The sequence below is a fragment of the Actinoplanes siamensis genome, assembly GCF_016862395.1.
GTDB lineage: Bacteria > Actinomycetota > Actinomycetes > Mycobacteriales > Micromonosporaceae > Actinoplanes > Actinoplanes siamensis.
In genome coordinates this window covers 1-25,627 of record NZ_BOMW01000040.1, presented here as the reverse complement: position 1 = coordinate 25,627, position 25,627 = coordinate 1, and the positions used below count along the sequence as shown (strand labels likewise).

The window sequence follows — 25,627 nt, the reverse complement described above, 5'->3', positions numbered from 1 at the left end:
TGTCGTGACCTTGGAGCTGTTGGATGCGCATCGTTCGCCTGGCCAACTTCGTCACGGTTCATACCGGCGGGTTGCGGACGGCCCTGCGCGAGCTCGGCAAGGGTTACGAGGCGGCCGGCCACGAGGCGGTCCTGATCATTCCCGGCCGCACGTTCAAGGACCAGCAGGTCGGCCAGGGCCGGGTGATCACGCTGCCCAGCGCGCCCATCCCGCGCACCGGCGGCCACCGGGTGATGGCCGGCCGGCGTGAGCTGATCAAACTGCTGGACAGCCTGGAGCCGGACCGGATCGAGGTCTCCGACCGCACCACGCTGCGCTGGACCGGCAACTGGGCCCGGCGGCGCGGGGTCCGGTCGATGATGGTCTCCCACGAGAGCCTGGCCGGCCTGCTCGGCGTCTGGGGCATGCCGAAACGCGACGCCATGGCGGACCGGCTGAACAGGCGGACCGCTGAGGCGTTCGACACCATCGTCTGCACCACCGCGTTCGCCGCCGCCGAGTTCCGCCGGCTGGGTGTGCCGAACCTGGTGGAGGTCCCGCTCGGCGTCGACCTGGACGTGTTCCATCCGCGCCGGCTGGACGTCTCGGTCCGGTCCCGCTACGCCCGGCCGGACGAGCTGCTGATCGTCTTTGCCAGCCGGCTCTCCGCGGCGAAACGGCCGGAGCTGGCCGTTGACACGGTGGCCGTGCTGCGCAACGGCAAGGTGCCGGCGGTGCTGGTGGTGGCCGGGGACGGCACGCGGCGGGCCGCGCTGGCCTACCGGGCCGCCCGGCTGCCGGTCCGATTCGCCGGCCACATCGGGGATCGTAAGGCGGTCGCCGCGCTGCTCGCCTCGGCCGACGTCGTGGTCGCGCCCGGCCCGGTGGAGACCTTCGGGCTCTCCGCGCTGGAGGCGCTGGCCTGCGGCACCCCGGTGGTGGTGGACGAGCAGAGCGCGCTGCCCGAGGTGATCGGCGACGCCGGTGTCGCGGTGCCTGGCACGCCGGAGGCGTTCGCCGACGCGGTCTCCCAGATCATGGAGCGCCCGCGGGACGAGCGCCGGGCCCGGGCCCGGGCCCGGGCCGAGCGCTACGGCTGGCCCCGCGCGGTCGAGGGCTTCCTGCACGCGCACGGCATCGAGCCGGCGGTGGCGCCCGCGCTGATCCGCCCGGCGGTCCCGCGGCCCCGGCTGGTGACCCCGCCGACACGCGAGCCCGGGGCGGACGAAGCGGGCGCGGCGCGCTACGCATAGGGTTGGGGTCATGGCGCGACCCGACGGCCGAGCGGCCGACCAGCTGCGACCGGTGACGCTGACCCGGCATTGGAGCATCCACCCCGAGGGATCGGTGCTGGTGGAGTTCGGCAACACGCGAGTGCTCTGCACCGCGAGCGTCACCGAGGGGGTGCCGCGCTGGCGCAAGGGCTCCGGCCTCGGCTGGCTCACCGCGGAGTATGCGATGCTGCCCCGCGCCACGAACACCCGTGGTGACCGGGAGAGCGTCAAGGGCAAGGTCGGCGGGCGCACCCAGGAGATCTCCCGCCTGATCGGGCGCAGCCTGCGGGCCTGCATCGACCTCAAGGCGCTCGGGGAGAACTCGATAGTTCTGGACTGCGACGTGCTGCAGGCCGACGGCGGCACCCGCACCGCGGCGATCACCGGCGCCTACGTCGCGCTGCACGACGCGGTCTCCTGGCTGGCCGCGCGCAAGGCGCTGGCCGGCAAGATCGAAAAGGTGCTGCACACCTCCATCCAGGCGGTCAGCGTCGGCATGATCGGTGGCGAGGCGAGACTCGACTTGATGTACGAGGAGGACGTCGCCGCCGAGGTCGACATGAACGTGGTCTGCACCGGAGCGGGCGACTTCGTCGAGGTGCAGGGCACCGGGGAGAACGGCGTGTTCCGCCGCGCCCAGCTGGACGCCATGCTGGACCTCGGCGTCCTCGGGTGTGCCGAGCTGAACGCCGCGCAGCAGAAGGCGCTCGCCCGGTGAGCGACCGGAAACAGTTCATCATCGGGCTCGATGGCCGAACTCAGGGCGCCCCGGAGCGAAACGGAGGGGTGGCATGAGTTCCCGGCTTCTGCTCGCCACGGCGAACAAGAAGAAGCTGGTCGAGCTGCAACGCATCCTCGACGCCGCGCTCGGCATGAGCCGGATCGAGCTGGTCGGCCTGGGCGACTTCCCGGGCTACCCGGAGGTCCCGGAGACCGGTCTGACCTTCGGCGAGAACGCGTTGATCAAGGCCCGTGAGGGCGCCAAGCGGACCGGCCTGCCCACCGTCGCGGACGACTCCGGCATCGCCGCGCACGCGCTCAACGGCATGCCGGGCGTGTTCAGCGCCCGCTGGTCCGGCCGGCACGGCGACGACGCGGCCAACCTGGACCTGCTGCTCGCCCAGATCAGCGACGTCGGCGACGAGCACCGCGGCGGGGCGTTCGTCTGCGCTGCCGCCCTGGTCCTGCCGAACGGCCGCGAGCACCTGGTCGAGGGCCGGCAGTCCGGGCGGTTGCTGCGGGCGCGGCGCGGGGAGGGCGGTTTCGGGTACGACCCGATCTTCGTCGGCGACGGCCAGGACCGCACCAACGCGGAGCTGAGCCCGGCCGAGAAGGACGCGATCAGCCACCGCGGCAAGGCGTTCCGGGAGCTGGCCAAGGTCATCGCCAAGGAGCTGCCCCGCTAGGGCATGCCTCGGGTGATCCGCAGGCGGGCCGGCGGAGCGGGTTGACTTTGCCCCCGCGTCAAGGTCCAGCATCGACGTCATGCTCTCGATCAGCGAGTTCGCCCGGATCACCCGGCTCTCTCCGCGGGCTCTCCGGCTCTACGACAAGTTCGGTCTGCTCCGGCCGGCGGCGGTGGACGAGTCGTCCGGCTACCGCTCCTATGCGGAGGGTCAGCTCGACCGTGCCCGGCTGATCGCCTGGCTGCGCCGTCTCGGCATGCCGCTGGCCCGGATCGCGCAGGTCTGCGACCTGCCGCCGGACGAGGCGGCCGGGGCGGTGGCCCGGTACTGGGCGCAGATCGAGGCGGAGACGGCCGCCCGTGGCCGCCTGGCCGGCTTCCTGGTGGATCACCTGTCCGGCCGGGCCGCCGCCCGGGTCACCCTCGGGTTGCGGTGCGCGGCGAGCGCCCGCCCCGGCCCGGTGCGCGACACCAACGACGATTACGCGTACGCCGGATCGCGTCTGCTCGCGGTGGCCGACGGGATGCGCGGCCTCGGTGACCGGGTGGGCCGGGCCGCGGTCGGCGCGCTGCGGCCGCTGGAGACCCTCGCCGGCGACCGGTATCTGCTGTGCACGGACGGCCTCTCCACGGTTGTGCCAGCCGGGGAGCTGCGGGAGGCGCTGAGTGTGCCGGGGGCTCCGCGGCAGGTGGTCGAGGACCTGATCCAGCGGGCCTACGCGTACCGGGCTCCGGACAACGTGGCGGTGGTCGTCGCCGACGTGGTCGCCCTCGACGAGCCGGCGGGCTCGTGATGGACCGGCGCCCACTGGCGATCCCGGCGCTCCGTCGCATCTGGACGGCCTCGCTGGTGGCCGCGGCCGGTGGCTCGTTCAGCCTGGTCGCGGCGTTTGCCGTGCTGGCGCTCGGCGGCGCGGCCAACTTCGTGCTCAGCACCTTCCGCAACGCCATCACCCAGGCCTGCACGGACGACGCGATGCGCGGCCGGATCTCCGGGGCGATGACGGTCGTGCTGGTCGGCGGCCCGCAACTGGCGAACCTGCTGCACGGCGCGATCGGCGCGCTGGCCGGCCCGCGGGTGACGATCGGGGCCGGCGGCGTGCTCACCGTGGTCACCGTCGCGGTGGTCCTGCGGGCGGTGCCGGAGCTGCGGCGATACGCCGCCACCCGGACCCCCGCCGCGGCCGGATCCGGCCGTTGAGAGGAGCCGGAGGACCGGTGTCCGCCAGCGCCGGGCGTCGGGGCGCCGGGAGACCGGCGGGCGGGCGTCGGGGTGAGCCGGGGAATCAGCTGAGCGGAGCGGTCGCGGCCTCGATCGTCGCGCGCAGGCCCGGCCCGGAGATCACCGCCCGGGTCTGTTCCAGGACCGGCGCCAGGAAGACGTCCGGCCCCGGCTGTCCGGCGAACGGCTCCACCGCGGCGATCGCGGCCCGCCCGGCCGGGGACGGCGTGATCGGGAGGCGCAGCTGCAGGCCGCGCACCGCGGCGAGTAGCTCGACCGCGAGCAGGCTGGTCAGGTTGTCCAGGACGGTGCGCAGCTTCTTGGTGGCCGCCCAGCCCATCGACACGTGGTCCTCCTGCATGCCGCTGGTCGGCAGCGAGTCGACGGACGCCGGTCCGGCCAGGCGGCGGTTCTCCGCCACGATGCCGGCAGCGGTGTACTGGGCGATCATCAGTCCCGAGTTGACCCCGGCGTCCGGGGAGAGGAACGGCGGCAGGTCGCGGCTGCGGGTCACGTCGAGCAGCCGGTCCACGCGGCGCTCGGCGATCGCGCCCACCTCGGCCGCGGCGATGGCCAGGAAGTCGGCGGCGAACCCGAGCGGGGCGCCGTGGAAGTTGCCCGTCGACTCGACCCGGCCGTCCGGCAGCACGACCGGGTTGTCCACCACCGAGACGAGTTCGCGGGCGGCGGTGGTCCGGACGAAATCGAGGGTGTCCCGCGCCGCCCCGGCGACCTGGGGCGCGCAGCGGATCGAGTAGGCGTCCTGCACCGCGTGCGCCAGATCGTGCCGGTGCGAGTCCATGATGGCGGAGTCCTGCAGCAGGCGCAGGATGTTCGCGGCGGACGCCGCCTGACCCGGATGCGGCCGGATCGCGTGCAGCTCGGGCAGGAACGGCCGTTCCGAGCCGAGCATCGCCTCGGTGGCCAGCGCCGCGGTCACGTCGGCCATGGTGAACAGGTGCGCCGCGTCCGCGATGGCCAGCAGCAGCATGCCGAGCATCCCGTCGGTGCCGTTGATCAGCGCCAGCCCCTCCTTGGCGGCCAGCTCCAGCGGGCGCAGCCCGGCCGCGTGCAGCGCCTCGGCGGCGCTCATCCGGGCGCCGTCCTTGCCCAGCACCCAGCCCTCACCGAGCAGCACGATCGCGCAGTGCGCGAGCGGCGCCAGGTCGCCCGAGGCGCCCAGCGAGCCGTGCTCCGGCACCCACGGGGTGATGTCGTGGTTGAGCAGGTCGACCAGGCCCTGGGCGAGCGCCGGCCGCACCCCGGACCGGCCCATCGCGAGCGAGCGCACCCGCAGCAGCATCATCGCGCGCACCACTTCGCGGGGCATCGGCGCGCCGACCCCGGCGGCGTGCGAGCGGATCAGCGCGTGCTGCAGCTCGGCCCGGCGTTCCGGCTCGATCGAGGTGCTGGCGAGCGCGCCGAAACCGGTGGAGACCCCGTAGACCGGACGGCCGGAGGCTTCGATGCCGTCCACGATGGCGCGGCTGGTGGCCATCGCCTCGACGGCGGCGGGAGAGAGCTCGACCGGCGCGTTGCCGCGCGCCACGGCGAGGACGTCGGCGGGGTCGATCCCAGTGGGCTGAACAATAACGGTCATTGTGGCACTCCGTCGGGCGTACTGGATGAATCGGTGGTGAAGACGGCGCGGCCGGCTTCGATCACGGTGCGGATCAACGGGACGCCCGGCCGGTAGGCCAGGTGCAGGTGCGAGGGGGCGTCGAGGATCAGCAGGTCGGCGCGCGCGCCGGGGCGGATCACCCCGATGTCGTCGCGGCGCAGGGCCCGCGCGCCGCCCAGGGTCGCGGCGCGGACCGCCTCGGCCGGGGTCATCCGCATCTCGCGGACCGCGAGAGCGATGCAGAACGACATCGACGAGGTGTACGACGACCCGGGGTTGCAGTCGGTCGCCAGCGCCACGGTCGCCCCCGCGTCGATCAGGCGCCGGGCGTCCGGATAGGGCGACCGGGTGGAGAACTCCGCGCCCGGCAGCAGCGTGGCCACCGTGGTGTCCCAGCCGTCGTGGCACATGCACTCCACCCTCGTCGAGGTCAGCGCCGCCAGGTCCGCGTCGCTCAGGTGTGTGCAGTGGTCCACGCTGGCCGCGCCGAGCTCGACGGCCAGCCGCACGCCCGGTCCCGGGGCGAGCTGGTTGCCGTGCACCCGCACGCCGAGGCCCCGCTCCTTGCCGCAGGACAGGATCGCGCGGGCCTGGTCCTCGTCGAAGGCGCCCCGCTCGACGAACGCGTCCACCCACCTGGCGTGCGGCGCGGCCAGCGCCAGCATCGGCCCGCAGACCAGGGCGACGTAGTCGTCCGGGCGGTCCCGGAACTCGGCCGGCACCACGTGCGCCCCGAGGAACGTGGTCTCGGCTGTGAATTCCGACGCGATCCGCAGCGACCGCGCCTCGTCCGGCACGTTCAGGCCGTACCCCGACTTGATCTCGATGGTGGTGGAGCCCTGCCGCAGCGCCTCGCGGACCAGGCGCCGCGCATTGCCGCGGAGCTCCTCGTCGCTCGCGGCGCGGGTGGCGCCGACAGTGGTCCGGATCCCGCCTCCGGTGTACGGCTCACCGGCCATCCGCGCGCCGAATTCGGCGGCCCGGTCCCCGGCGAACATCAGGTGCGCGTGGCTGTCCACGAACCCGGGCAGCACCGCCGCGCCGTCCGCGTCGATCCGCTCGTCGGCGGCCGGGGCGTCGGCGGCCGCCCCGACCCAGGCGATCCGCTCGCCGTCCAGCACCACCGCGGCGCTGGCCGGCAGGCTCCGCGCGTGGGAGTCGTTGGTGAACAGCTCGCCGATGTTCGTGATCAGCAGGCTCATGCCAGCACCGCCGCGATCGCCGTGCGCAGGGCGGCCGGAACGTCCATCGACAGGTGCCGCCCCGCAGCGACCACCGGGCGCCCGCCGGCGATCACGTCTGTCACGTCGGCAGCGGTCGCCGCGAAGACCAGCCCCTCCGGGTCGACGCCGGCGGTCCGCGGACTGGACAGCGACACCGCGACCAGGTCGGCCCGCCGCCCCACGGCGATCTCCCCGGCGTCCGGCCAGCCGAGTGACGCGTGCCCGGCCCGGGTGGCCGCGCCGATCAGCTCGGCCGCCCCGAAGTGCCCGCGCCGCCGGGTGGCCAGGCGTTCGTCCAGCTCCACGCCGCGGGCCTCCTCGAACAGGTCGATCACCGCGTGGCTGTCGCTGCCCAGGGTCAGCGTGGCGCCGGCGTCCGCGAGCGCCCGCGCCGGGCCGATGCCGTCGGCCAGGTCCCGCTCGGTGGTCGGACAGAGGCAGACGTGCCCGCCGGCCAGCAGCCCCTGATCGGATCCGGTCAGATGGGTGGCGTGCACCGCCGTGGTCATCGACTGCCAGACGCCCATCGAGTCGAGCAGCTCGGCGGGCGAACAACCGTGCACGGCCCGGCACTGCTCGTTCTCGGCGGGCTGCTCGGAGAGGTGCACGTGGACCGGCAGCCCGTCGGTGCGGTGCGTGAATGTCGCCATGCCGTCCACCGGAGCCGCGCGTACCGAGTGCAGGGCCGCGCCGATCCGGGCGCCGTCGCCGTCGCGCAGCCGCTCGAAGCGCGCGTGCCAGCCCTCGTAGCCACCGTCGCCGAACCGCCGCTGCACCCCCTCCAGGGGCTTCCCGTCGACGCTGGAGGTCAGGTAGACGGCGTCCAGCAGGGTGATCCGGATGCCCGCCGCACGGGCCGCCTCGATCAGGGCGTGGCCCATCGCGTTGGGGTCGGCGTAGGGCCTGCCGTCCGGGCCGTGGTGCAGGTAGTGGAACTCGCCGACGCAGGTGACGCCGGCCAGCGCCATCTCGCCGTAGACCGCGCGGGCCAGGGCGAAGTAGTTGTCCGGGTCGAGGCGGCCGGCCACCCGGTACATCAGGTCGCGCCAGGTCCAGAAACCGCCCCGGTCGTGGTGGGTGCGGCCGCGCAGCGCCCGGTGGAAGGCGTGGGAGTGGGCGTTGGCGAATCCGGGGAGCACCAGGCCGGCCAGCCTCGTGCCGGAGCGGTCCGTCGTCCCGATCTCGACGCCGGAGAAGCGCCCGGCTTCCTCCTCGATCCGGACGTCGCGCTCGACACGCCCGCCGACCCAGGCGTATTCGGCCAGGTAGATGGTCATGTCAGCGCCTCCAGAACGCGGGCCAGCGCGGCCACCCCGGCCTCGCAGTCGGCGACGCCGGCCTCCTCCGCGGGCGCGTGCGACACGCCTGTCGGATTGCGGACGAAGAGCATCGCCGTCGGCAGGTGCGCCGACAGCACCCCGGCGTCGTGCCCGGCCCCGGTGGGCAGGATCGGCGCGTCCCCGAGCAGCGCCGACAGCCGCCGGGCCAGCTCGGTGTCGAAGGCCACCTCGGCGGTCACCGACTCGGCCACCACCGAGAGCTCGGTGCCGTCCCGCCCGGCCCGCTCGGTGGCCTGCTTGATCACCGCCTCCAGCAGCCGGTCCAGCGTGCCGGTGTCCGCGGCCCGTGCGTCCAGCCAGCCGCGGACCAGCGACGGGATGGCGTTCGTGGCGTTCGGCTCGGCCTCCACCCGGCCCATGGTGGCGTGCGCCCCGATCAGGCGGGCCTCGGCGTTCGCGGCCAGCACGGTGTGGGCGAAGGTGAGCATCGGGTCGCGGCGGTCGGTCATCCGGGTGGTGCCGGCGTGGTCGCCGGCCCCGGTGAACTCCATCCGCCAGCGGCCGTGCGGCCAGATCGCGCTGGCCACCCCGATCGGCGTCGTCAGGGCCCGGCCCTGCTCGATGTGCAGCTCGACGAAGGCGCTGAGCCTGGTGATCTGTGGCAGGTGCCCGGCCGGCGCCGCGCCGAGCGCCTCGCCGAAGGTCACTCCGTCGCGGTCACGCAGCGCCGCGGCCCGGTCCGGCGCGATCGCGCCGGTCAGAAGCCGGGAACCCAGACACGGTACGCCGAAACGTCCGCCCTCCTCCTCGACGAACGCGCCGATACCGACCTTCCGGTGGTAGCCGATGCGATCCAGCGCGAGGAAAGCGCTGACGATCCCCAGAGGACCGTCGAAACCACCCCCGTGCGGTACGGAGTCGAAGTGCGACCCGGTCAGCACGGTCCCGCCGGCCCACGGCTCCGAGCACCAGGCGAACAGGTTCCCGTTGCCGTCCTCGGTCACTGCCATCCCGCGCCGCCCGGCCTGTGCCCGGAACCAGTCGCGCAGGGCCAGCTCCGGCGGCGTCAGGGCGTACCGCAGATAGCCCCCGCCCGGCGCCCGGCCGACCCCCGCGATCTCGGCCCACAGGGCCGCGAAGTCACTCATCGCGCATCGGGATGCGCACGCCGGACGCGGACGCGGATTCGTACCCTGCGTCCACGTGGCGCAGCACGCCCGTCGCCGGGTCGTTGGTCAGCACCCGCTCGATCTTCTGCCCGGCCAGCCGGGTCCCGTCGGCCACGCACACCTGGCCGGCGTGGATGCTGCGTCCGATGCCCACCCCGCCGCCGTGGTGGATGGACACCCAGCTCGCCCCGGACGCCGTGTTGACCAGCGCGTTCAGCAGCGGCCAGTCGGCGATCGCGTCCGACCCGTCGAGCATCGCCTCGGTCTCCCGGTACGGCGACGCCACCGACCCCGAGTCCAGATGGTCACGGCCGATCACGATCGGCGCGGAGAGCTCGCCGCGCGCCACCATGTCGTTGAACCGGCCTCCGGCCCGGTCCCGCTCGCCGTACCCGAGCCAGCAGATCCGCGCCGGCAGCCCCTGGAACGCGACCCGCTCGCCGGCCATCCGGATCCACCGGGCGAGCGGCTCGTTCTCCGGGAAGAGGTCGAGCACCGCCCGGTCGGTGGCGGCGATGTCGGCCGGGTCGCCGGAGAGCGCCGCCCAGCGGAACGGCCCCTTGCCCTCGGCGAACAGCGGCCGGATGTAGGCCGGCACGAACCCCGGGAACGCGAACGCCCGCTGGTACCCGGCCAGCTGCGCCTCACCGCGGATCGAGTTGCCGTAGTCGAAGACCTCCGCGCCGGCGTCCAGGAAGCCGACCATCGCGGCGACCTGCTTCGCCATGCTGGCGCGGGCCCGGTCGGTGTACTCCTCCGGCTTGGTCCGCGCGTACTCGGCGGCGTCCGCGAGCTCGACCCCCACCGGCACGTAGGAGAGCGGGTCGTGCGCGCTGGTCTGGTCGGTGACGATGTCGATCTCGACGCCGCGGGTCAGCAGCTCCGGGAAGACCAGGGCGGCGTTGCCGACGACGCCTATGGAGAGCGCCTTCCGCCCGGCCTTCGCGGCCAGCGCCCGGCTCACCGCGTCGTCCAGGTCGTCGGCGATCACGTCGAGGTAGCGGGTGTCGACGCGGCGCTGCAGCCGGGTCCGGTCCACGTCCACGATCAGGCAGACGCCGCCGTTCATGGTCACCGCCAGCGGCTGCGCGCCGCCCATGCCGCCGCACCCGCCGGTCAGGGTCAGCGTCCCGGCCAGCTCCCCGCCGAACCGCTTGGCGGCCACCGCCGCGAACGTCTCGTAGGTGCCCTGCAGGATCCCCTGTGTCCCGATGTAGATCCAGGAGCCGGCGGTCATCTGTCCGTACATGGTCAGGCCGAGCTGCTCCAGCCTGCGGAACTCCGGCCAGGTGGCCCAGTCGCCGACCAGGTTCGAGTTGGCGATCAGCACCCGCGGGGCCCACTCGTGGGTGCGCAGGACGCCTACCGGTTTGCCGGATTGCACCAGCAGGGTCTCGTCGCCCCGGAGCTGGTCCAGCTCGCGGACGATCGCGTGGAAGGAGGGCCAGTCGCGGGCGGCCCGGCCGGTTCCGCCGTACACCACAAGATCTTGTGGCCTTTCGGCCACGTCCGGGTCGAGGTTGTTGAGCAGCATGCGCTTGGCCGCTTCCTGCGGCCAACCCTTTGCGGTGTACGAGGTACCGCGCGGGGCTCGGACCTGATCCATCGTCTCTTCCTTCCGTCGTCCCTACGCCGGTCTCATCGCTGGTCCACGTCTTCGCTGGCCCCGCGTTCCCGCCGGACCGACATACGTGCTGGTCTCCGCACCCCTGGCGGGGTCATGCCCTTGCCGGGCTCATGCCCCTTGCCGGGGTCATGCCCTTGCCGGGCTCATGCCACGAAGATGTTCCGCCGGGTGGCGGACGCCTCGAACTCCTCCAGCCGCCGCTGCACCGGTTCGGGCGCGGCGTCGCACATCGCCTCCAGCAGCACCATGGCCATCGCCATCGGCCCGGTGTGCAGGTCGAAGACGAGCTGCGTACCGACCGCGGCGGGCAGCACCACGTCGGCCGTCCCGGACACCGGGCTCACCGCCGAGTCGGTGATCGCCACCACGGCGTACCCCGCGGCCTTCGCCTCCCGGACCGCCTCGACCGACTCGCGTGGATAACGCGGCAGCACGATCGCCAGCATGGCACCGGCGCCGGCCGCGCGGGCCTGATCCAGCCGGTCGTGCAGCCCGGTCCCGCCGGTGTCCAGCACCCGGACGTCCGGAAAGACCTTCGCCGCGAAGTACCCGAAGTACGCCGCGAGGGGCGCCGCCGCCCGCAGCCCCAACACCGGCAGCGGTCGCCGCCAGCCCGGCCCGCCGCCCGAGCCGTCGCCGGCCGGCCCGCCGCTGTCCTCGCCGTTGCCGCCCGCACGGTCCCGGCCGTGCGGAGAGTCCCCTTCCGCGCCCACCAGGAGGCGCGCGGCCCGCCGCACGTCGTCCAGCCGCTGCAGGTCGTCCGCGAGCCGCCGCAGATGCTCGGTCTCCGCCAGCACCGCGCGCTGCATCGAGTTCCCCCCGGCCGGCTCGCTGGGCGAGTCCGAGGCCAGCGTGCGCAGCTCCCGCCGGAGCGCCGGATATCCGGAGTAGCCGAGCGCCATCGCGAACCGGGTTACCGACGGCTGGCTCACCCCGGCCAGCTCGGCCACCTCCGCCGCGGAGAGGAACGCCGCCGTAGCGGCATGCTCGACCAGGCTGTGCGCGATCCGCCGCTGGGTCGGCGTCAGCCGCGCCCCGTGGAAGAGGTCCAGCACGCGCTCAGCCGTTCTGACCACTCCGTCATTCACGGTGACAGCTTATGCATAAAAACTTTCACGACACCAGCACCCCAGCCCACCTGACCGGAGCGATCCGCGATAGTCGTCGCGCCGACCACCGGCCTCACGAAGATCCGGTCGTTGCGCAGACTGGCCACCTATGGTCGCGTGACCTGAGGGCGCAGGTTTTCCACAGGTTGTGCACATGCGGTTCGTGCCGAAATGAGGTCATCGCCTGTGCCGCAACCACCCATGGCCGACAAGAAGCGGGCGGCGGCGTCCGGGTCGGACCCGGACGCCGCCGCCTGTGCCTTCGCTGTTTCGGCTAGCCGCAGCTCGCCGGTTCCGGATCCGCGACCGCGAGTGGAGCGTCCCCGGTGGTGCCCGGAACGGCGGCGGCCGATTCGGGCAGCGGGGCCACCGAGGACGCCGGCGCGGAGACGCCGGGCGAGGCGGAGACGGACTTCTTCGCGGCGGGCGACGACGACGTGGTCTTCGACGCGGCGACGGTGCTCTTCTGGGTGACCGTGGTGGACTTGCCGGAGACCGAGGTCGAGGTCTTCTGCACCACTCCCGGCCTCATCCGGATGCCGGAGAGCGTGGTGCTGTTGCCGTGGACGTCGGTGGTCCGGATCCGGTACGGCCCGGCGCCCGCGCCGCTGTCGACCAGCCAGTAGTTGTAGTCCGTGCGGTGTGCGGTCCGGAACGTGCCGCCCGGCCCGGCGACCTGGACCGAGGAGAGCGGGTTGGCGTGGTTGTCGATGCGCGCCGCGAACCAGTACCGCGACGCGCCCTCCTTGATCCGGACGGTCACCGGGCCCGGCACCGACGGGTTGGTGACCAGCTTGTACTTGACGGAGATGATGCCGGCCACCTCGTTGCCGATCTTCTGGAACGCGGTGCGGCTGAGGTCCAGGTGGCCGGTCTCGCACTCCGGGCAGGAGTCGAAGACCTTGACCCGGACGGCGCCCTTCGGGCCGGTGACGTCCAGATAGGCGCCGCAGGAGGCGCCCTCGGCATACTGGTCCGGGCCGAGCGCCACGTACAGGTCGTCGGCGGGCACCTCGAACGAGCAGTTGCCGGACGAGCCGGCCAGGTCGTAGAAGGTGGCCTTGCCGGACTTGCTGCTCGTGCTCGGCGGCGCGGCGCAGGCCGAGCCGCCGGTCTGCAGCAGCATCGCCACGCCGACGATGCCGGCGAGGACCGCGGCGCCGCCGGCGGCGAGCCAGCGGGTCGGGAACGGGCGTCGATGAGCACTCACGCCCAGCGATACTGGTGGGGCCGGGCGCTCGCGGCAAACCATCTAAGAGACTTCTAAGACACCGATACCGCTATCGAGTGGCTTGTCACTCCAGTGGCGCCACCGTGTCCCCGATCCGCAACAGCCCGGTGTCGCCCGCCGCCAGATCCGGGATCAGGTTGACCGCGAACATCAAGCCGCCGTCGATGCGCCGGTGCAGCCCCAGCACCTTCAGCGGCTGCCGCCCGATCTCCCCGGTCTCCTGATCGACAGTGGTCACGCGGCACCGGGCGCAATGCTTGGCCACGCGGAACGTCAGCTCGCCGATCCGCAGCCGCCGGCCCAGCCAGCCGTCCTCGGCCCAGGCCGGCGCGCCGGTGACCACCAGATTCGGACGGAACCGGTGCATGGGGACCGGCTCGTCGCCGCCCTCCACCAGCCAGTCGTTCACCGCGTCCAGCGACGCCGTGCTGGCCAGCAGCAGCGGGTAGCCGTCGGCGAAGCTGACCCGGTCGTCAGGTGTGGCGTGCTCCGGGATGGTCCGGCTGGTCGGGTCGGACTGCCAGACCAGTCGCGCGTCCCGGCCGAGGAACGCGCTGCTCCACTCGGACTCCGCGACACGCGCGGGAAGCTCAGGTTTGTTGCGGAACACCCGCACGACGACCTTCGGCCCGTCGACCGGCTCGTCCAGGTCGAGACCGGGCAGGTCAGGAGCGGTCAGCCGGAGACCGCCGGGCCGGTGCCGGACGGTCAGCCGCGTCAGCCGGGCGGTGTCCCGCTGGGTGATGCCCACCCCGTCCGCGTCGACCATCATCCATCGTCGATCGCCTGCCAGGCCCCACGGTTCCACCCGGGCCTCGTCGTGATCGAGGCGGTGGCAACCCTTCACCGGGTACGAGTGCAGCTCGGCGATCCGCATGCCTCCAGCCTAGGCTGGGCGGGTGATCGCGCGGATGTGGCGGGGATGGGTGCGCACCGACCAGGCGGAGGCGTACGTGGCGTACATCGAACGAACCGGTCTGGCGGCGTACCGGGCGACCCCCGGGGACCTCGGCGCCCAGATGTGGACGCGGGACCTCGGCGACGGCCGTTCCGAGGTGAGCACGGTGAGCTGGTGGGAGTCGGCCGAGGTGATCCGGGGCTTCGCCGGCGAGGACATCGACCGGGCGGTCTTCTACCCGGAGGACGACGACTATCTGATCGAGCGCGAGCTGAGCGTCACACACCACTCGGTGGCCCGCGACTGCGGCTGATCGGCGCGCTCGCGCCGTGCCCCGGCCTCCGCCGGGTCCGTGACAGGCTGACCGGCCGGCGCGACCGGAACGGCGGCGGGCCGGCCTCACCGGCCATCTGGTGCGGGAGAAGGGACTCGAACCCTCACGCCCTCTCGGGCACGGGCACCTAAAACCCGCGCGGCTGCCAATTTCGCCACTCCCGCCCGTTTCGCCCTCGCAGAGGCAAAGCGTTGCGCAGAGTCTAGACGTTTCCCTCGACCGATGGCGTCTCGGTGCCGGCTGCCCGCCGACCTCCCAGAGGCGCCTCGAACACCTTCAAGGCGCCCCTCAACTCCAGCCGAGGCAGTACGGCCGGCCCCCGGAGGCGTCTCGAACGCCTTGAGGCACCCCTCAGGACCAGCCGGGGAGCGCGCGGCGCGGCGGCTCGCCGGCATCGCGTCCGGCTGTGCGTGCCGGAAGCGATGGGGTTCGTGCACGGCGGCCGCCTTGCGGGTTGGTACCGCATGACGGCCGCCGTGAGTCCGGGAACCGCCCGCCGGGGCGAAGTGCTCTCCTGATCGGCGGGCCGGACCCGGACTTGTGGATTTTCCGCAGTTCGGAAGCGGTCAGTCCAGGCCCAGGTCACGGCGCAGCTTCGCGACGTGCCCGGTGGCCTTGACGTTGTAGAGAGCCCGCTCGACGGCGCCGTTCTCGTCGATGACGAAGGTGGATCGGATCACGCCGGTCACCGTCTTGCCGTAGAGCTGCTTCTCGCCGAAGGCGCCGTACGCCGTCAGCACGCTCTTGTCCTCGTCGCTGACCAGCGGGAACGTGATGGCGTCACGTTCGCGGAACGTGGCCAGCTTGGCCGGCTTGTCGGGTGAGATGCCGACCACCTCGTACCCGGCCGCCTGCAGCGACGCCAGCGAGTCACGGAAGTCGCAGGCCTGCTTGGTGCAGCCGGGCGTCATGGCGGCCGGGTACGCGTACAGCACCACTTTGCGCCCGCGCAGGTCGGAGAGCGAGAGGCTCTCGCCGGTGTCGGTGGGAAGGGTGAAGCCGGGCGCGGCGTCGCCGGCGCTCAGACGCACGTTCTCAGTCATGGCACCGACGATAGTGCCGGGTCAGGCGCCTATCCGGCGGGCGCTCCAGAGACTCCCGGCGGCGACCGGATCCCGCGGCCACTCCTCACCCCGGCGGCGCAGCGTGTGCTCGGTGATCTCGAAGCCGCCGACCAGCCGGCGGAACTCGGCGAGCACGTCGGCCTCGCGGAACGGCTTGCAGGAGAACACGTTGACGAAGACCTCCCGCAGGTGCGGATAGGTGTGGACGGCGGCGTGCGACTCGGCCAGGATCACCACTGCCGACTTGCCCGCCTTCTCCGGCGGGCCGCCCTCGGTGGCGACCAGCGGCCCGGCGATCACCGTCATGCCGATCCGGGTCACCAGGTCCCGCATGAAGGTTGTCAAGGCCAGATCGTCGTCGAGCGCGGTGATGTCGGCGATGCCGGACAACCGGAGGGTCAGCTCATCGCCGTAGTGGTCATTCTCCATGACGCCTCCCGAGCCTGTTGAATCGACGTTACCGGCTCGGCGGAGAATGGAACGTGCCACGTTTTCCCAGGTCGCAGTGGGGTGGGGAATCCGTTTCGGCGGGCCGCGGCAGCACCGTTTTCCGCATTCCGGCCACGATGGACGGTGCGATTCCGTGTGTGCCGCTCCGGACAGTCGGATACCGGTCTGGCGAGCCGCCGCTGATCTTCAGTACAGTCCCCGGCGAAGCAGCGGAACTGCGCCGAGAAGCGGAGAACAGGGCCATGACCGAACCCACTGGCGGCACCACGGCGAACGGCACCATCACCGTCTCCGGCGAGGTGGTCGAGAAGATCGCCGCCGCGGCCGCCCGAGGCGTCCCCGGCGTCGCGGACCTGGGCGGCGACGTCGCGCGCTTCTTCAACAGCGTGCTCGACAAGGTCGGCCTGGACACCGTCGGCGACGCCAGCCGCGGCGTGTCCGCCGAGGTCAAGGAGGGAACGGTGACCGTCAACATGGTGGTCGTGCTGGCCCCCGGCACCGTGGTCGCCGAGGTGACCAGCGCCGTGCAGACCAAGGTCACCGAGGCGGTGGAGAGCTACGGCCTGCGCGTCCTCGCCGTGAACGTGAACGTGGACGACATCGCGATCGGCTGACCGCCGGAAAGTCAGCCGAGGCGCTTCAGGCGACACGCGGCGAAGACGCCGCTGACCACCGCCAGGTTCTGCTGTGCGTACGACACGATCCCCGGCCGTACGCCTTTCCGCGGTAGCCGCCCGGCCGCGATGTCATGGGCGAAGTGGTGAAACGCCTCGACGACCGGCAGGAACCGCAGGTCCTCCAGATCGTCCGGGCTGAGCAGGTCTCCGTTCCGGGCGGCCTGCTCGAACACCCGGATCACGCCCCGCCAGGAGCGGTACCGAGCCTGAACGAGTTCGCCCCGCCTGTTCAGGCCGAGCACGGCGATCGTCTCCGCCCCGCGGGGCGTCAGGTCGATGAACTCCCCGGTCGACGCCAGCGTCATGTGATCGGCCGAGTCGTCGGCCGCCGGATCGAGCAGTAGCGGTCGCCCTGCCGGATCGACCGGAAAAATCTCCTGCTTGGCCTGCTGGTTGCAGCAGGAGCAGGCCAGGAGGTGGTTGTGCCAGTCGAAGGCGCGCAGTGGCCGCCGCTTGATCGGCTCGTAGTGGTCGACGTCCGTGCCCCGGCTCTCGTGGCAGTACATGCAGAAGGCGGGCCTGGCGCAGGCCGTGCACAGGTGCCGCTTCAGGCCGCGGCGGATCGGACCGGCGGCCTTCCACGCCTTCCGGGCGTCCTCGTACGGGTTGGCGCTGCCGCGGAGCTCGGCTGTCCTGGCGGTGAGCGTGGCTGACAGACCGGCCGGCAGTGGCCGGCGGACAAAAGGAATCACGCGTCCCCACCGAGGACGTCGCGGACCCGGCTGCCGGGGGAGGGCGACAACTCCTCACTGATGTCGGTGAGCCTTTCCATGTCGCCGGCCTGGGCCTCACCACGGATCGCCAGTCGTTCGAGGCGGGTCAGCTCGGCGCGGAGCTGGTCGACGCGCTGCGAGTAGGGCGACTCGAGACCGAACAGCTCGGTGAGCACGGCGTCGTCGGCGCTGCCGTTGACCACTCGCCGATAGAGATCGTCGGGGACCACCCTGGGGGCAAAGTCGTCGTTCGGCCCGGGAAGCTGGATGAGGCCACCGGGGGAGGCGCTCTGGCAGATGTACGGACTGTGAGTGGTCACGATGAACTGGATGTTCGGAAAGTGCTCGCGCAGCCACGGCCCGATCCGCTTCTGCCACGATACATGCAGGTGGGCATCGATCTCGTCGATCAGGACGACGCCGGAGCACAGGACTCTCGGACTGCCGTCGGCCGCCCACGGGATCGCTCCGTTGAAACAGGAATCGATCTGCCGCACGATGTCGGTGATCAGAGCCCCGACGCTGCGGTAGCCGTCACTCATCTCATCGATCTGGACGGGCGCGCCGAGTCCCCGGCCGATCCACAACCCGTCCGGATCCACCCGGTCGACGGTGTGCCCGTCGGGGAACAGCCCGTCGTTGAGCAGCGCGAAGAAGCGTTCCTCCAGCTGTGCGTAACGCGTCTGCCCGGAATGGGCGCGGTAGTTGATCTGCTGCAGCCACGGGACGGTCTCGGCGAGGGAGGCCTCTTCCCGGAACAGTGTGGCGAATCTCGCGACTGTCCAATCTCCGGCCATCAGGCGTGCGACCTCGCCGCTGGTCCCGGCCAAGCGCCGGAACGGCCCGTAGCCGGCGGAGAACCACCCTCGCGGATGAGGTGTCCAGGGAGAGTGCTCGGCAGCAAGTGTGGTGGGTTCGTGCTGCCCGGGAGCGCTCGGCCAGTCGATGTGTGGCCGGGTGACCGGCCCCTCGGCCGGGTCCCACCTCAGCCGGGCGTCGAACCGGCGTGTTGTCACGTCGAGCTCGTCGCCGGAGGGTTGGACCTCGCCGTGAGCCACCGCGATCGAAGCTCCGTGTGTGACCCAGGCTCGGACGCCTTCGGTCAGGATGTTGGACACCACCGGACCGGCCAGGACGGTCGCGGCGGCGCGGAGGAGCGTCGTCTTTCCTGATCCGTTCCGCCCGGCTATGACGACGAATCCCGGGTAGCGGTTGCCTGCGCCGTCAGCCGGCGCGAGGTCGAACCCGAGATCGACCTCGTGCCTGCCGTGGAAACCGCGCACACCGCTGACACGCAGGCGGTGGAGATACACCGATTCCTCCCAGGACCTACCGGGCGACGTTCAGAACACCCTAGCGTCTGTCGCGTGGATCACCCGGGCTCCGGCGCGGCCCAGGCGGCGCCTGCCGGCGCTGGTCGCCCGGCACCGTCTCGGCGGGGGATGGCCGCGGCGTGGCCGGGACGGCGGCGCGCATCCGGAGCAGGCCGGTCATCGCCAGCGCGGCGCCGGCCGCGATGGTCAGCGCGACGCAGGCGCGGGCCAGCCAGCCGGGGCCCACCGCCGGCACGACCGCCGCGAGGAAGGCGTCGGAGCTGGCGAAACCGGCGAACGCGGCCACCACGAAGCCGGCGAGGGCCAGGTAGAACGGCGGGTGCCGCCACGCCGCGCCGAGGGCCAGGGCGCCGGTCACCAGCAGGACTCCGGACCAGCCCGCGCCGTCCAGGCCGCGCGTCACCGCGTACACAAGAACGGACAGGCCGGCGATCAGCGCGAGCGGCGCCACCAACCGCGGCCACCAGCGGAGCAGGGCGGTCAGGAGCAGGCCCGCCAGGACAGCCCCGGCCCACCAGGCCCAGGTCACCGGCGGCGGCTCGTAGTCGAGCGTGCCCCGGATCTCGAAGACCCGCACCTGGTCGCGCAGCGGCACCGCCCAGTCCCGCAGCCGATGCGCGTGATCGGGGTCGGCCACCGCCTGCGGCGGGCGAGCCGTCCCGAGCCAGTGCGTGCGCTGGTCGTGCCAGCGGACCGTGCTGTCGGAGGAGATTTTCTGCCAGGTGGGCGCGGAGGTGACATCGGCGGCCGGCGGCACCGGGGTCTCGCCGGCGAGGGTCCGGTTCACATACGTCGCGGGGGAGGACTGGTTCTGGTAGACGCCGTCCGGGCGGATCTCCAGGTACGGTTCGCCGGAGTAGCCGAGCACCTCGATCGGCCGCCCGGTGTCGTTGACCAGTTCGAGCCGGGCGCCGCCCTCGACGACGCGTACCGACAGGCCGTCCATCGGGCTGCTGACGCCGGTGACCGTGGTCCGGTACGACGTGACGTTCGCCCCCTCGCCGCCGTGCGCGGACACGGGCGTGGCCGGCGCGATCACCGCGCCGGCCACCGCCAGGATCAGCAGGAGCCGTCTCACCCGGCCGCCTTGTCGATGGTCTGGGTGACCAGCTCGTTGGAGGGCGGGGTGTCGCCCGGCCCGGTCAGCCTGGTCCCGTTGATCACGATGGTCGGGGTGCCGGTGAAACCGCGCGCGGAGAACGTCTCGGTCACCTTCGTCGCCCATGGCTCGTACGTACCGGCGTGGACCGCATCGGCAAACTTGTCACTGGTCAAACCTACCGACCTCGCCAGCTCGATGATCTTGGAGTTGGTGAGGCCGTCGCTGCCCTCGGCCGGCTGGTTGGCGTAGAGCACGTCGTGCAGCTCGGTGAACTTGCCCTGCTCCGCGGCGGCCGCGGCGGCCCCGGCCGAACGGGTCGAGTATTCCGTGCCGTTCGAGGCGCGGTCCAGGATCGACACCGGGTGGTACCGCAGGGTGATCTTGTTGGACGAGACGTACTGCTTGAGGGTGGCGCCGCTCTGCTGCTCGAAGTGGTTGCAGACGGGGCACATGAAGTCCTCGTAGATGTCGACGGTGACCGGCCCGGTGCCGACCGCGAACGCGGTGCCCTCGTCCACCGCCACGCTCGGCGTGACGAGTTTGCCCTTGTCCTGCCCGGAGAGTGTGGCGTACCCGACGAAGCCGGCGATGACCAGCACCACGACCACCGCCACCGACGTCCAGATGGTGACGTTGCGGCGTCTCTCCGCGGCCTGCTGCTGCGCGACGATCTGCCGCGCCTTCTGCGCCCGGTCCCGAGTGCCCTTGCTCACGACGATTCCCCCATCAGCACGCCATCGATCGAGAAACGGGACCGCGGCCGCCACACCAGGATCCCGCAGAGTGCCAGAAAACCGAGGTCACGCAGGAAGTCCAGGCCGTACGCGGTGTCCCGCCCGGCGCCGAGCTCGCCGCCCGAGCTGAAACATCCGCAGTCGATGCGCAGGCCGCGGGCCCAGGCCGAGACGATCCCGGCGATGAAGATCACCAGGAGCGCGGCGGAGATCGCCGCGGTGAGCCGCGTGGACAGCCCGATCAGCAGGAGCAGGCCGAGCGCGATCTCCAGGAACGGCTGGACGCCGCCGACCACCTTGGCCACGTCGTACGACATCAGCTGGTACGCGTTCACCGCGCGCGCCGACTCGGCCAGGTCACCGACCTTGGTGGCGCCCGCGACCAGCCAGACGGCGGCCAGCCCCAGCCGGGCCAGCGTGGAGATCCACGGCCAGACCGCCGGCCGCGTGAGGGTTCCCATGGTCACGCCCCGTTAGACGGAGTTGACCGAGCCTGGGTTCCCGAGCATCGCGTCTTCCGTGGCAGACGTCACGAACAGGGCGATAAGTCCTAGCTCGCCCGGGCCTTGGCCACTTCGGTGATCAGTTCGTCGCGGGCCCGGGCCACCCGGGAGCGGATCGTCCCCACCGGGACATTTTCCACTTCAGCGGCTTCGGCGTACGACAATCCGAGCACCTGCGTGAGCACGAACGCCGTCCGCCGCTCGTTGCTCAGCCGGCCCAGCAGATCGGCGCTGGTCAACCTGTGCGCCGGATCGGGCGCCGGCCCCTCGGTGGCGGCCTGCGCGGCCAGCCGGACGTCCAGCTTCCGCCGCCGCACCACGGTCCGCAGGTGATCGGCGCAGGTCCGCCGCGCGATGCCGAGCAGCCAGGTGCGCACCGTGGACCGCCCTTCGAAGGTGTCCAGCGCCCGGAACGCCCGCAGGAACGTCTCCTGGGTCAGGTCGTCGGCAGCGCCGGGATCGACGAGCGCGGCGGTGAACCGCCACACCTCGGCCTGGGTGGCGCGCACGAAACCGGCCTGTGCCACCGGGTCGCCGTCGCGGGCGGCCAGCGCCAGCGCGGTGGTCTCGTCCGTCTCCTGCTCACCAGCGGTCACGAATGGGCATCGTACGCGTCCCGGCCGGGTCTGGGACCATGCGTACGCCACCCGCGACCACCCGCGGGTGGTCGATCGGATGGTGATCAGAGAGCATGGCCGTCATGACCGTCGACCGACGCCGCGCCGCGACCGTTCTGCTCGGGCTGCTGATCGGCATGCTCGGGGTGCTGTTCTCGGCCGGACCGGCCAGCGCGCACGCCGCGCTGGTCAGCAGCGATCCGAACAACGGCAACATCGTGCCGGACGCCCCGAACAAGGTGACCCTGACGTTCAGCGAGTCGGTTCAGCTGATCTCCGGCAAGATCCAGGTGCTCGCGCCCGACGGGTCCCGCGCCGACCAGGGCGACCCGACCGTGGACGGGGCGACCGTGACGATCCCGCTGCGGTCCGGGGGCGGGCGGGGGACGTACCTGGTCACTTATCGGGTGATCTCCGCGGACACCCACCCGGTGGCCGGCACGATCACCTACTCGGTGGGCGCCGCGTCGGCGACGCCCACCGCGGACGGCGCCGAGGACGTCAAGGTGGACCCGCTGGTCCGGGCCCTCATCCCGATCGGCAAATATCTGGGGTACGCGGGTCTGGTGCTCCTGGTCGGACCGGTGCTCGTGCTGGCGCTGCTCTGGCCGCAGCGGCTGTCCCGCCGTGACCCCGGCCGGTTGATCTGGACCGGCATCGGCCTGGTCGCCGGCAGCACCGTGCTGGCCCTCTGGCTGCAGGCGCCGTACACGCTGGGCACCAGCCTCTTCGACGTCCGGGTCGGCGACCTCAGGGACGTGCTGGGCAGCACGTTCGGCGCGGTGATGCTGGTCCGGCTGGCCGTGGTGGTGGCCGCCGGGTTCCTGCTGCGCCCGCTGCTGCTCGGTTCCGGCGGCGAGTCGAAACTGGACCTGGCGCTGCTCGGGGTCCTGGGTGTGGCGGCGCTGGCCACCTGGCCGCTGACCGGGCACCCGACCGCCTCCCCGGTGGCCGGTGTCTCGGTGGTGCTCGACGCGCTGCACCTGGCCGCCATGTCGGTCTGGCTGGGCGGCCTGGTGATGCTCTTCGCGTTCCTGCTGCCCCGGGCCAACGCCCGGGAACTGAGCGCGATCCTGCCGATCTGGTCCCGCTGGGCGTTCACCGCTGTCGGCGCGCTGGTCTTCGCCGGCGTGGTCCAGGCCCTGATCGAGGTGTCCACGCTGAACGGGCTGTTCAACAGCACGTACGGCCGGCTGATCCTGACCAAGGTGGCGCTGGCGGCGATCGTGATCGGGGTGGCCGCGTTCTCCCGGAAGCTGGTCAAGGAGCGGGCCGCCGAGGAGTCGCCGCGCGGCCTGCGCCGGGTAGTGCTGGCCGAGCTGGGGATCACCGCGGTGGTGCTCGGCGTGACCGCGGCGCTGGTGCAGATCGCGCCACCGCGCACCGCCGACGCGGCGCGGACCACGACAGCCGACACCACGGTCACCCGGACGCTGACGGACAAGACCATGTCGCTGCAGGTGGACCTCTATCCGGCGGCGGTCGGGAACAACTCGATGCACCTGTACGCGTACACCCCGGACAACAAGCCACTGCCGGTGGTCGAGTGGAAGGCGACAGCGGCGCTGCCGGCCAAGGGCATCGAGGCGATCGACATCCCGCTGCTGCGGATCACCGACTTCCACGCGATCGGCGACATCGCGTTGCCGCAGGCCGGGGACTGGACGTTCAAGTTCACCGCGCGTACGTCGGACATCGATCAGAGCACGTTCACGATGACCGCCGAGATCCGCTGACCCTCGGCTGTTCGGCCGATTCTCCCCGGCGAAAGGCCCGATTCCGGATGGGATCGGGCCTTTGCCGTATCTATCGAGGGCGGGCTGCTCGTTTGCCCATTTTGGGGATATTTGCCTCGGTATGGTGCGCGCAGTGGGGCCCGAGAAGGGGGAATTGACGATGCGGCTGATCCGGCCGGTCCTCGGCATGCTGCTTTTGACGATCGGACTGCCCGCGCTGCTCGCCGGCGGGTGCCTCTGGGCCGCCCTGCGGCACCGCGACGAGGGTGGCGCGTTCAGCGCCGAACTGCAGCGGCTCACCGCCCCCGGGTACGCGATCGTCGTCCCGGACGTCGACCGTCTGCTGCGCGACGACGCCTCGTTCGCCCGTATCGGCGACACGGAGCTGCGGATCACCGCGGCCACCGAAGCCGGCCCCGCCTTCGTCGGCCTGGCCCCCTCCGACAAGGTCACCGCCTACCTGAGCGGCGTTCCGTACACCGAGATCCGCGGCGTCCAGGTCGGCACCGGCGAGCTCCCGATCACCTCGGTCCCCGTCGACGGCGGCCACGCGCTGCCCAGCGAGCCCGGCCGCCAGGACTTCTGGACCCGCACCGGCAGCGGCTCGATCCACTGGACCCCGAAGGCGATGACCGGCGACTACAGCCTGGTCGTCATGAACGCCTCGGGCGCCCGGGAACTGCGCCTGAACGGCGCGGTCGAGGCCCGCCCCGGCTGGCTCGACCCGGCCGCCTGGGCGCTGATCTCGCTCGGCACGGTCTTCCTGATGATCGGCGTGGTGGTGCTGGCCACGCCGCGCCGCCGGCGCGAGGTGGTCTACGTCGTCGAGCCCAGCCAGGTCCCGGACCTGATGCTGGCCATCGGCACGCCGCTGCCGTTCCGCCGGCAACCGGCGCTGCCGGCAGCCCCTCCGGCCGGCTCCGGCATGTTCGGCGGCTTCCTGCCGAGCCGTGGCAAAGGCGCCCACCGCCCGCGCACCCTGGCCGATTCCCGCCCGGTCCGGCCGCCGGCGTTGCCGCAATTCGCCTGGCCGCCCCGGAATTCGGTGGGCGCGGGAGGAGACTCGCTTGCGGTTTCCCCCATCTCTTCCGGTACGGCCGTCGGCCCCTCAGCCGAACCGAACCCCGTTCCCGGTACGACCGAGACCCCCGTCCCCGCCGCGTCCGCCGCCTCCGCCGGGCCTGCCGATGGGGACACCCACGCGGGCATCTCGCCCAGCGGCCTCACCCCGGTGGTGCCCGGCGCTCTTCCGGTTCCGTCCCCGGCCACCCGTCCCGACGCCGCCACCGGCAACGCTGTCTCGCGGGCCGCCACCCCGACACCCGCCCCGGGCGAGCCGCTGAACCTGTTGAACGAGACCGCCACCCCGCCGCGCTCCGGCCGCCGTCGCCCGCCCGCCCCGGCCGACCTGCCGGAGTTCCATGCCACCGCGGTAGGCGCCTGGGTGGCCGAAACCGCCCCGGAACGAGCCCGTCAGACCGAAGCGCAGGCCGCTGCCGCCCTGGCCGAAGCCGCGCGGAGCCGGGCCGCCAAGCTCCCCTCGAAGGACCTGATCCTGGACGCCCAGCCGGCCTCGCCCGCAGGCCGGACCCCGGCCGTCGGCTCCGCCGCGGAAAGCTCGCCCGCGTCCGAGGCCGGCGCGGGTTCGGTGGCGGACGCTCTCGCCGACGCTGTCGCACTGTCCGACGCCGCCGCCCTGGCGGACAAAGCCGTCGCGGCTGCCGACGCCGCGTCTCCGCACGACAACCCGGCCACCCCGGCTGCCGTGCCGAGCGCCGCTCCGCAGCCGGCGGACCGGGCGACGGGCGGTACCACCCGGCGAGGCGGTGGATGGCCGGCCCCGGCGCCGCGGCGAGTCGCCCTGCTCACCGGCCCGAACATCACCGACTGGGCCGCCTCCGGCCTGACCAGGACGGGCGGCGACCGCCCGCCGGCCCGGCCCGCCGACCCCGCCCGCACCGCGAAGCCGGCCCCGGCCGGCGACTTCCCGACCGAGAACCGGGAAACGGCCACGGCCGCCGAGGAGAAGGCCGTAGAGGCAGCGGCGACGGAGAAGGATCAGAAGCGCGAGACGGAGGAGCCGGCCCCGGAGACGGAGAAGCGGGAAGAGCCCAAGTCGCCGATCGTCCCGTTCCCCACCCGGCAGCCGGCCGCGCCGTCCAAGCCGGTCCCGTCGGCCCGCGCCGCCGAGACGCAACGCCCGTCGATCCACGAGGCCGAGGCCGCCGACCCCGAGTCCGGCCAGCCCGAGTCCGGCCAGCCCGAGTCCGGCCAGCCCGAGTCCGGCCAGCCCGAGTCCGGCCAGCCCGAGTCCGGCCAGCCCGA

25 protein-coding genes and 1 tRNA gene are annotated in these 25,627 nt (G+C 72.6%); 9 read left to right on the top strand and 17 right to left on the bottom strand.

Going from position 1 to position 25,627, the window contains the following annotated elements; genetic code table 11:
* The first annotated feature begins 23 nt into the window (after nt 1-23).
* From Asi03nite_RS21300 to Asi03nite_RS21280, 5 genes are all read left to right on the top strand, one after another.
* Entirely contained in the window at nt 24-1,232 is a 1,209-nt protein-coding gene (locus tag Asi03nite_RS21300; RefSeq protein ID WP_203682186.1) for a glycosyltransferase, read from the top strand.
* Between the two features lie 10 nt (nt 1,233-1,242).
* Entirely contained in the window at nt 1,243-1,971 is a 729-nt protein-coding gene (rph, locus tag Asi03nite_RS21295) for a ribonuclease PH (protein WP_203682185.1), read from the top strand.
* A gap of 73 nt (nt 1,972-2,044) precedes the next feature.
* Nucleotides 2,045-2,659, top strand: a complete 615-nt coding sequence (rdgB, locus tag Asi03nite_RS21290) for an RdgB/HAM1 family non-canonical purine NTP pyrophosphatase (RefSeq protein ID WP_203682184.1) — start codon at nt 2,045-2,047, stop codon at nt 2,657-2,659.
* A 79-nt stretch (nt 2,660-2,738) separates the two neighbouring features.
* Nucleotides 2,739-3,452, top strand: coding sequence for a MerR family transcriptional regulator (locus Asi03nite_RS21285; RefSeq protein ID WP_203682183.1), 714 nt, complete (start codon nt 2,739-2,741; stop codon nt 3,450-3,452).
* Complete coding sequence (locus tag Asi03nite_RS21280; RefSeq protein ID WP_203682182.1) at nt 3,449-3,859, top strand: MFS transporter; 411 nt, start codon at nt 3,449-3,451, stop codon at nt 3,857-3,859. The genes Asi03nite_RS21285 and Asi03nite_RS21280 overlap by 4 nt, the downstream gene beginning before the upstream one ends.
* Nucleotides 3,860-3,944: 85 nt before the next feature.
* Here the strand turns inward: Asi03nite_RS21280 and hutH are convergent, their stop codons facing one another.
* The 8 genes from hutH to Asi03nite_RS21240 all read right to left on the bottom strand — a co-directional run bounded on the left by hutH (nt 3,945) and on the right by Asi03nite_RS21240 (nt 14,017).
* Entirely contained in the window at nt 3,945-5,480 is a 1,536-nt protein-coding gene (gene hutH, locus Asi03nite_RS21275; RefSeq protein WP_203682181.1) for a histidine ammonia-lyase, read from the bottom strand.
* Nucleotides 5,477-6,703, bottom strand: coding sequence for an imidazolonepropionase (hutI, locus tag Asi03nite_RS21270; RefSeq protein WP_203682180.1), 1,227 nt, complete (start codon nt 6,701-6,703; stop codon nt 5,477-5,479). Before hutI ends, hutH begins: the two co-directional genes overlap by 4 nt.
* Entirely contained in the window at nt 6,700-8,001 is a 1,302-nt protein-coding gene (locus Asi03nite_RS21265; protein WP_203682179.1) for a formimidoylglutamate deiminase, read from the bottom strand. The genes hutI and Asi03nite_RS21265 overlap by 4 nt, the downstream gene beginning before the upstream one ends.
* Entirely contained in the window at nt 7,998-9,152 is a 1,155-nt protein-coding gene (locus tag Asi03nite_RS21260; RefSeq protein ID WP_203682178.1) for an allantoate amidohydrolase, read from the bottom strand. Before Asi03nite_RS21260 ends, Asi03nite_RS21265 begins: the two co-directional genes overlap by 4 nt.
* Nucleotides 9,145-10,779: a urocanate hydratase gene (gene hutU, locus Asi03nite_RS21255; protein ID WP_203682177.1), complete on the bottom strand. Its 1,635-nt coding sequence runs from the start codon at nt 10,777-10,779 to the stop codon at nt 9,145-9,147. The genes Asi03nite_RS21260 and hutU overlap by 8 nt, the downstream gene beginning before the upstream one ends.
* A 164-nt stretch (nt 10,780-10,943) precedes the next feature.
* Entirely contained in the window at nt 10,944-11,888 is a 945-nt protein-coding gene (locus tag Asi03nite_RS21250; protein ID WP_203682176.1) for a MurR/RpiR family transcriptional regulator, read from the bottom strand.
* Between the two features lie 295 nt (nt 11,889-12,183).
* Complete coding sequence (locus Asi03nite_RS21245; protein ID WP_203682175.1) at nt 12,184-13,119, bottom strand: expansin EXLX1 family cellulose-binding protein; 936 nt, start codon at nt 13,117-13,119, stop codon at nt 12,184-12,186.
* 85 nt (nt 13,120-13,204) lie between these two features.
* Complete coding sequence (locus Asi03nite_RS21240) at nt 13,205-14,017, bottom strand: MOSC domain-containing protein (protein WP_203682174.1); 813 nt, start codon at nt 14,015-14,017, stop codon at nt 13,205-13,207.
* A 22-nt stretch (nt 14,018-14,039) separates the two neighbouring features.
* On the opposite strand from Asi03nite_RS21240, the gene Asi03nite_RS21235 reads away from it, so the two are divergent.
* A complete protein-coding gene (locus tag Asi03nite_RS21235) occupies nt 14,040-14,351 on the top strand; it encodes a hypothetical protein (RefSeq protein WP_203682173.1) in 312 nt (103 codons plus the stop codon).
* Between the two features lie 98 nt (nt 14,352-14,449).
* On the opposite strand, the gene Asi03nite_RS21230 is transcribed toward Asi03nite_RS21235, so the two are convergent.
* The 3 genes from Asi03nite_RS21230 to Asi03nite_RS21220 all read right to left on the bottom strand — a co-directional run bounded on the left by Asi03nite_RS21230 (nt 14,450) and on the right by Asi03nite_RS21220 (nt 15,865).
* Nucleotides 14,450-14,536 (bottom strand) — tRNA-Leu (locus tag Asi03nite_RS21230).
* A gap of 402 nt (nt 14,537-14,938) precedes the next feature.
* Entirely contained in the window at nt 14,939-15,415 is a 477-nt protein-coding gene (gene bcp, locus Asi03nite_RS21225) for a thioredoxin-dependent thiol peroxidase (protein ID WP_203682172.1), read from the bottom strand.
* Nucleotides 15,416-15,436: 21 nt separating this feature from the next.
* Nucleotides 15,437-15,865, bottom strand: coding sequence for an S-adenosylmethionine decarboxylase family protein (locus Asi03nite_RS21220; protein ID WP_203682171.1), 429 nt, complete (start codon nt 15,863-15,865; stop codon nt 15,437-15,439).
* Nucleotides 15,866-16,128: 263 nt separating this feature from the next.
* Here Asi03nite_RS21220 and Asi03nite_RS21215 point away from each other — a divergent pair, with 263 nt between their 5' ends.
* Nucleotides 16,129-16,500, top strand: coding sequence for an Asp23/Gls24 family envelope stress response protein (locus tag Asi03nite_RS21215; protein ID WP_203682170.1), 372 nt, complete (start codon nt 16,129-16,131; stop codon nt 16,498-16,500).
* 11 nt (nt 16,501-16,511) lie between these two features.
* Here Asi03nite_RS21215 and Asi03nite_RS21210 read toward each other — a convergent pair whose 3' ends face one another.
* From Asi03nite_RS21210 to Asi03nite_RS21185, 6 genes are all read right to left on the bottom strand, one after another.
* Nucleotides 16,512-17,255 carry an HNH endonuclease family protein gene (locus tag Asi03nite_RS21210; RefSeq protein WP_203682169.1) on the bottom strand — a complete coding sequence of 248 codons (744 nt, stop codon included), beginning with the start codon at nt 17,253-17,255 and terminating at the stop codon, nt 16,512-16,514.
* On the bottom strand, nt 17,252-18,589 hold the full coding sequence (locus Asi03nite_RS21205) for an AAA family ATPase (protein ID WP_203682168.1): 1,338 nt from the start codon (nt 18,587-18,589) through the stop codon (nt 17,252-17,254). Before Asi03nite_RS21205 ends, Asi03nite_RS21210 begins: the two co-directional genes overlap by 4 nt.
* Before the next feature lie 40 nt (nt 18,590-18,629).
* Complete coding sequence (locus Asi03nite_RS21200) at nt 18,630-19,688, bottom strand: hypothetical protein (RefSeq protein ID WP_239102822.1); 1,059 nt, start codon at nt 19,686-19,688, stop codon at nt 18,630-18,632.
* The gene (locus Asi03nite_RS21195; protein ID WP_203682167.1) at nt 19,685-20,425 is read right to left on the bottom strand and encodes a DsbA family protein; all 741 of its coding nucleotides are present in this window, start codon (nt 20,423-20,425) and stop codon (nt 19,685-19,687) included. Before Asi03nite_RS21195 ends, Asi03nite_RS21200 begins: the two co-directional genes overlap by 4 nt.
* A complete protein-coding gene (locus Asi03nite_RS21190) occupies nt 20,422-20,907 on the bottom strand; it encodes a MauE/DoxX family redox-associated membrane protein (RefSeq protein ID WP_203682166.1) in 486 nt (161 codons plus the stop codon). Before Asi03nite_RS21190 ends, Asi03nite_RS21195 begins: the two co-directional genes overlap by 4 nt.
* 89 nt (nt 20,908-20,996) lie before the next feature.
* The gene (locus Asi03nite_RS21185) at nt 20,997-21,545 is read right to left on the bottom strand and encodes a sigma-70 family RNA polymerase sigma factor (RefSeq protein ID WP_203682165.1); all 549 of its coding nucleotides are present in this window, start codon (nt 21,543-21,545) and stop codon (nt 20,997-20,999) included.
* Nucleotides 21,546-21,640: 95 nt separating this feature from the next.
* Here Asi03nite_RS21185 and Asi03nite_RS21180 point away from each other — a divergent pair, with 95 nt between their 5' ends.
* Together Asi03nite_RS21180 and Asi03nite_RS21175 are read left to right on the top strand one after the other, a co-directional pair.
* On the top strand, nt 21,641-23,302 hold the full coding sequence (locus Asi03nite_RS21180) for a copper resistance CopC/CopD family protein (RefSeq protein ID WP_203682164.1): 1,662 nt from the start codon (nt 21,641-21,643) through the stop codon (nt 23,300-23,302).
* Between the two features lie 133 nt (nt 23,303-23,435).
* On the top strand, nt 23,436-25,627 hold a 2,192-nt coding region (locus Asi03nite_RS21175), incomplete at its 3' end, for a hypothetical protein (RefSeq protein ID WP_203682163.1).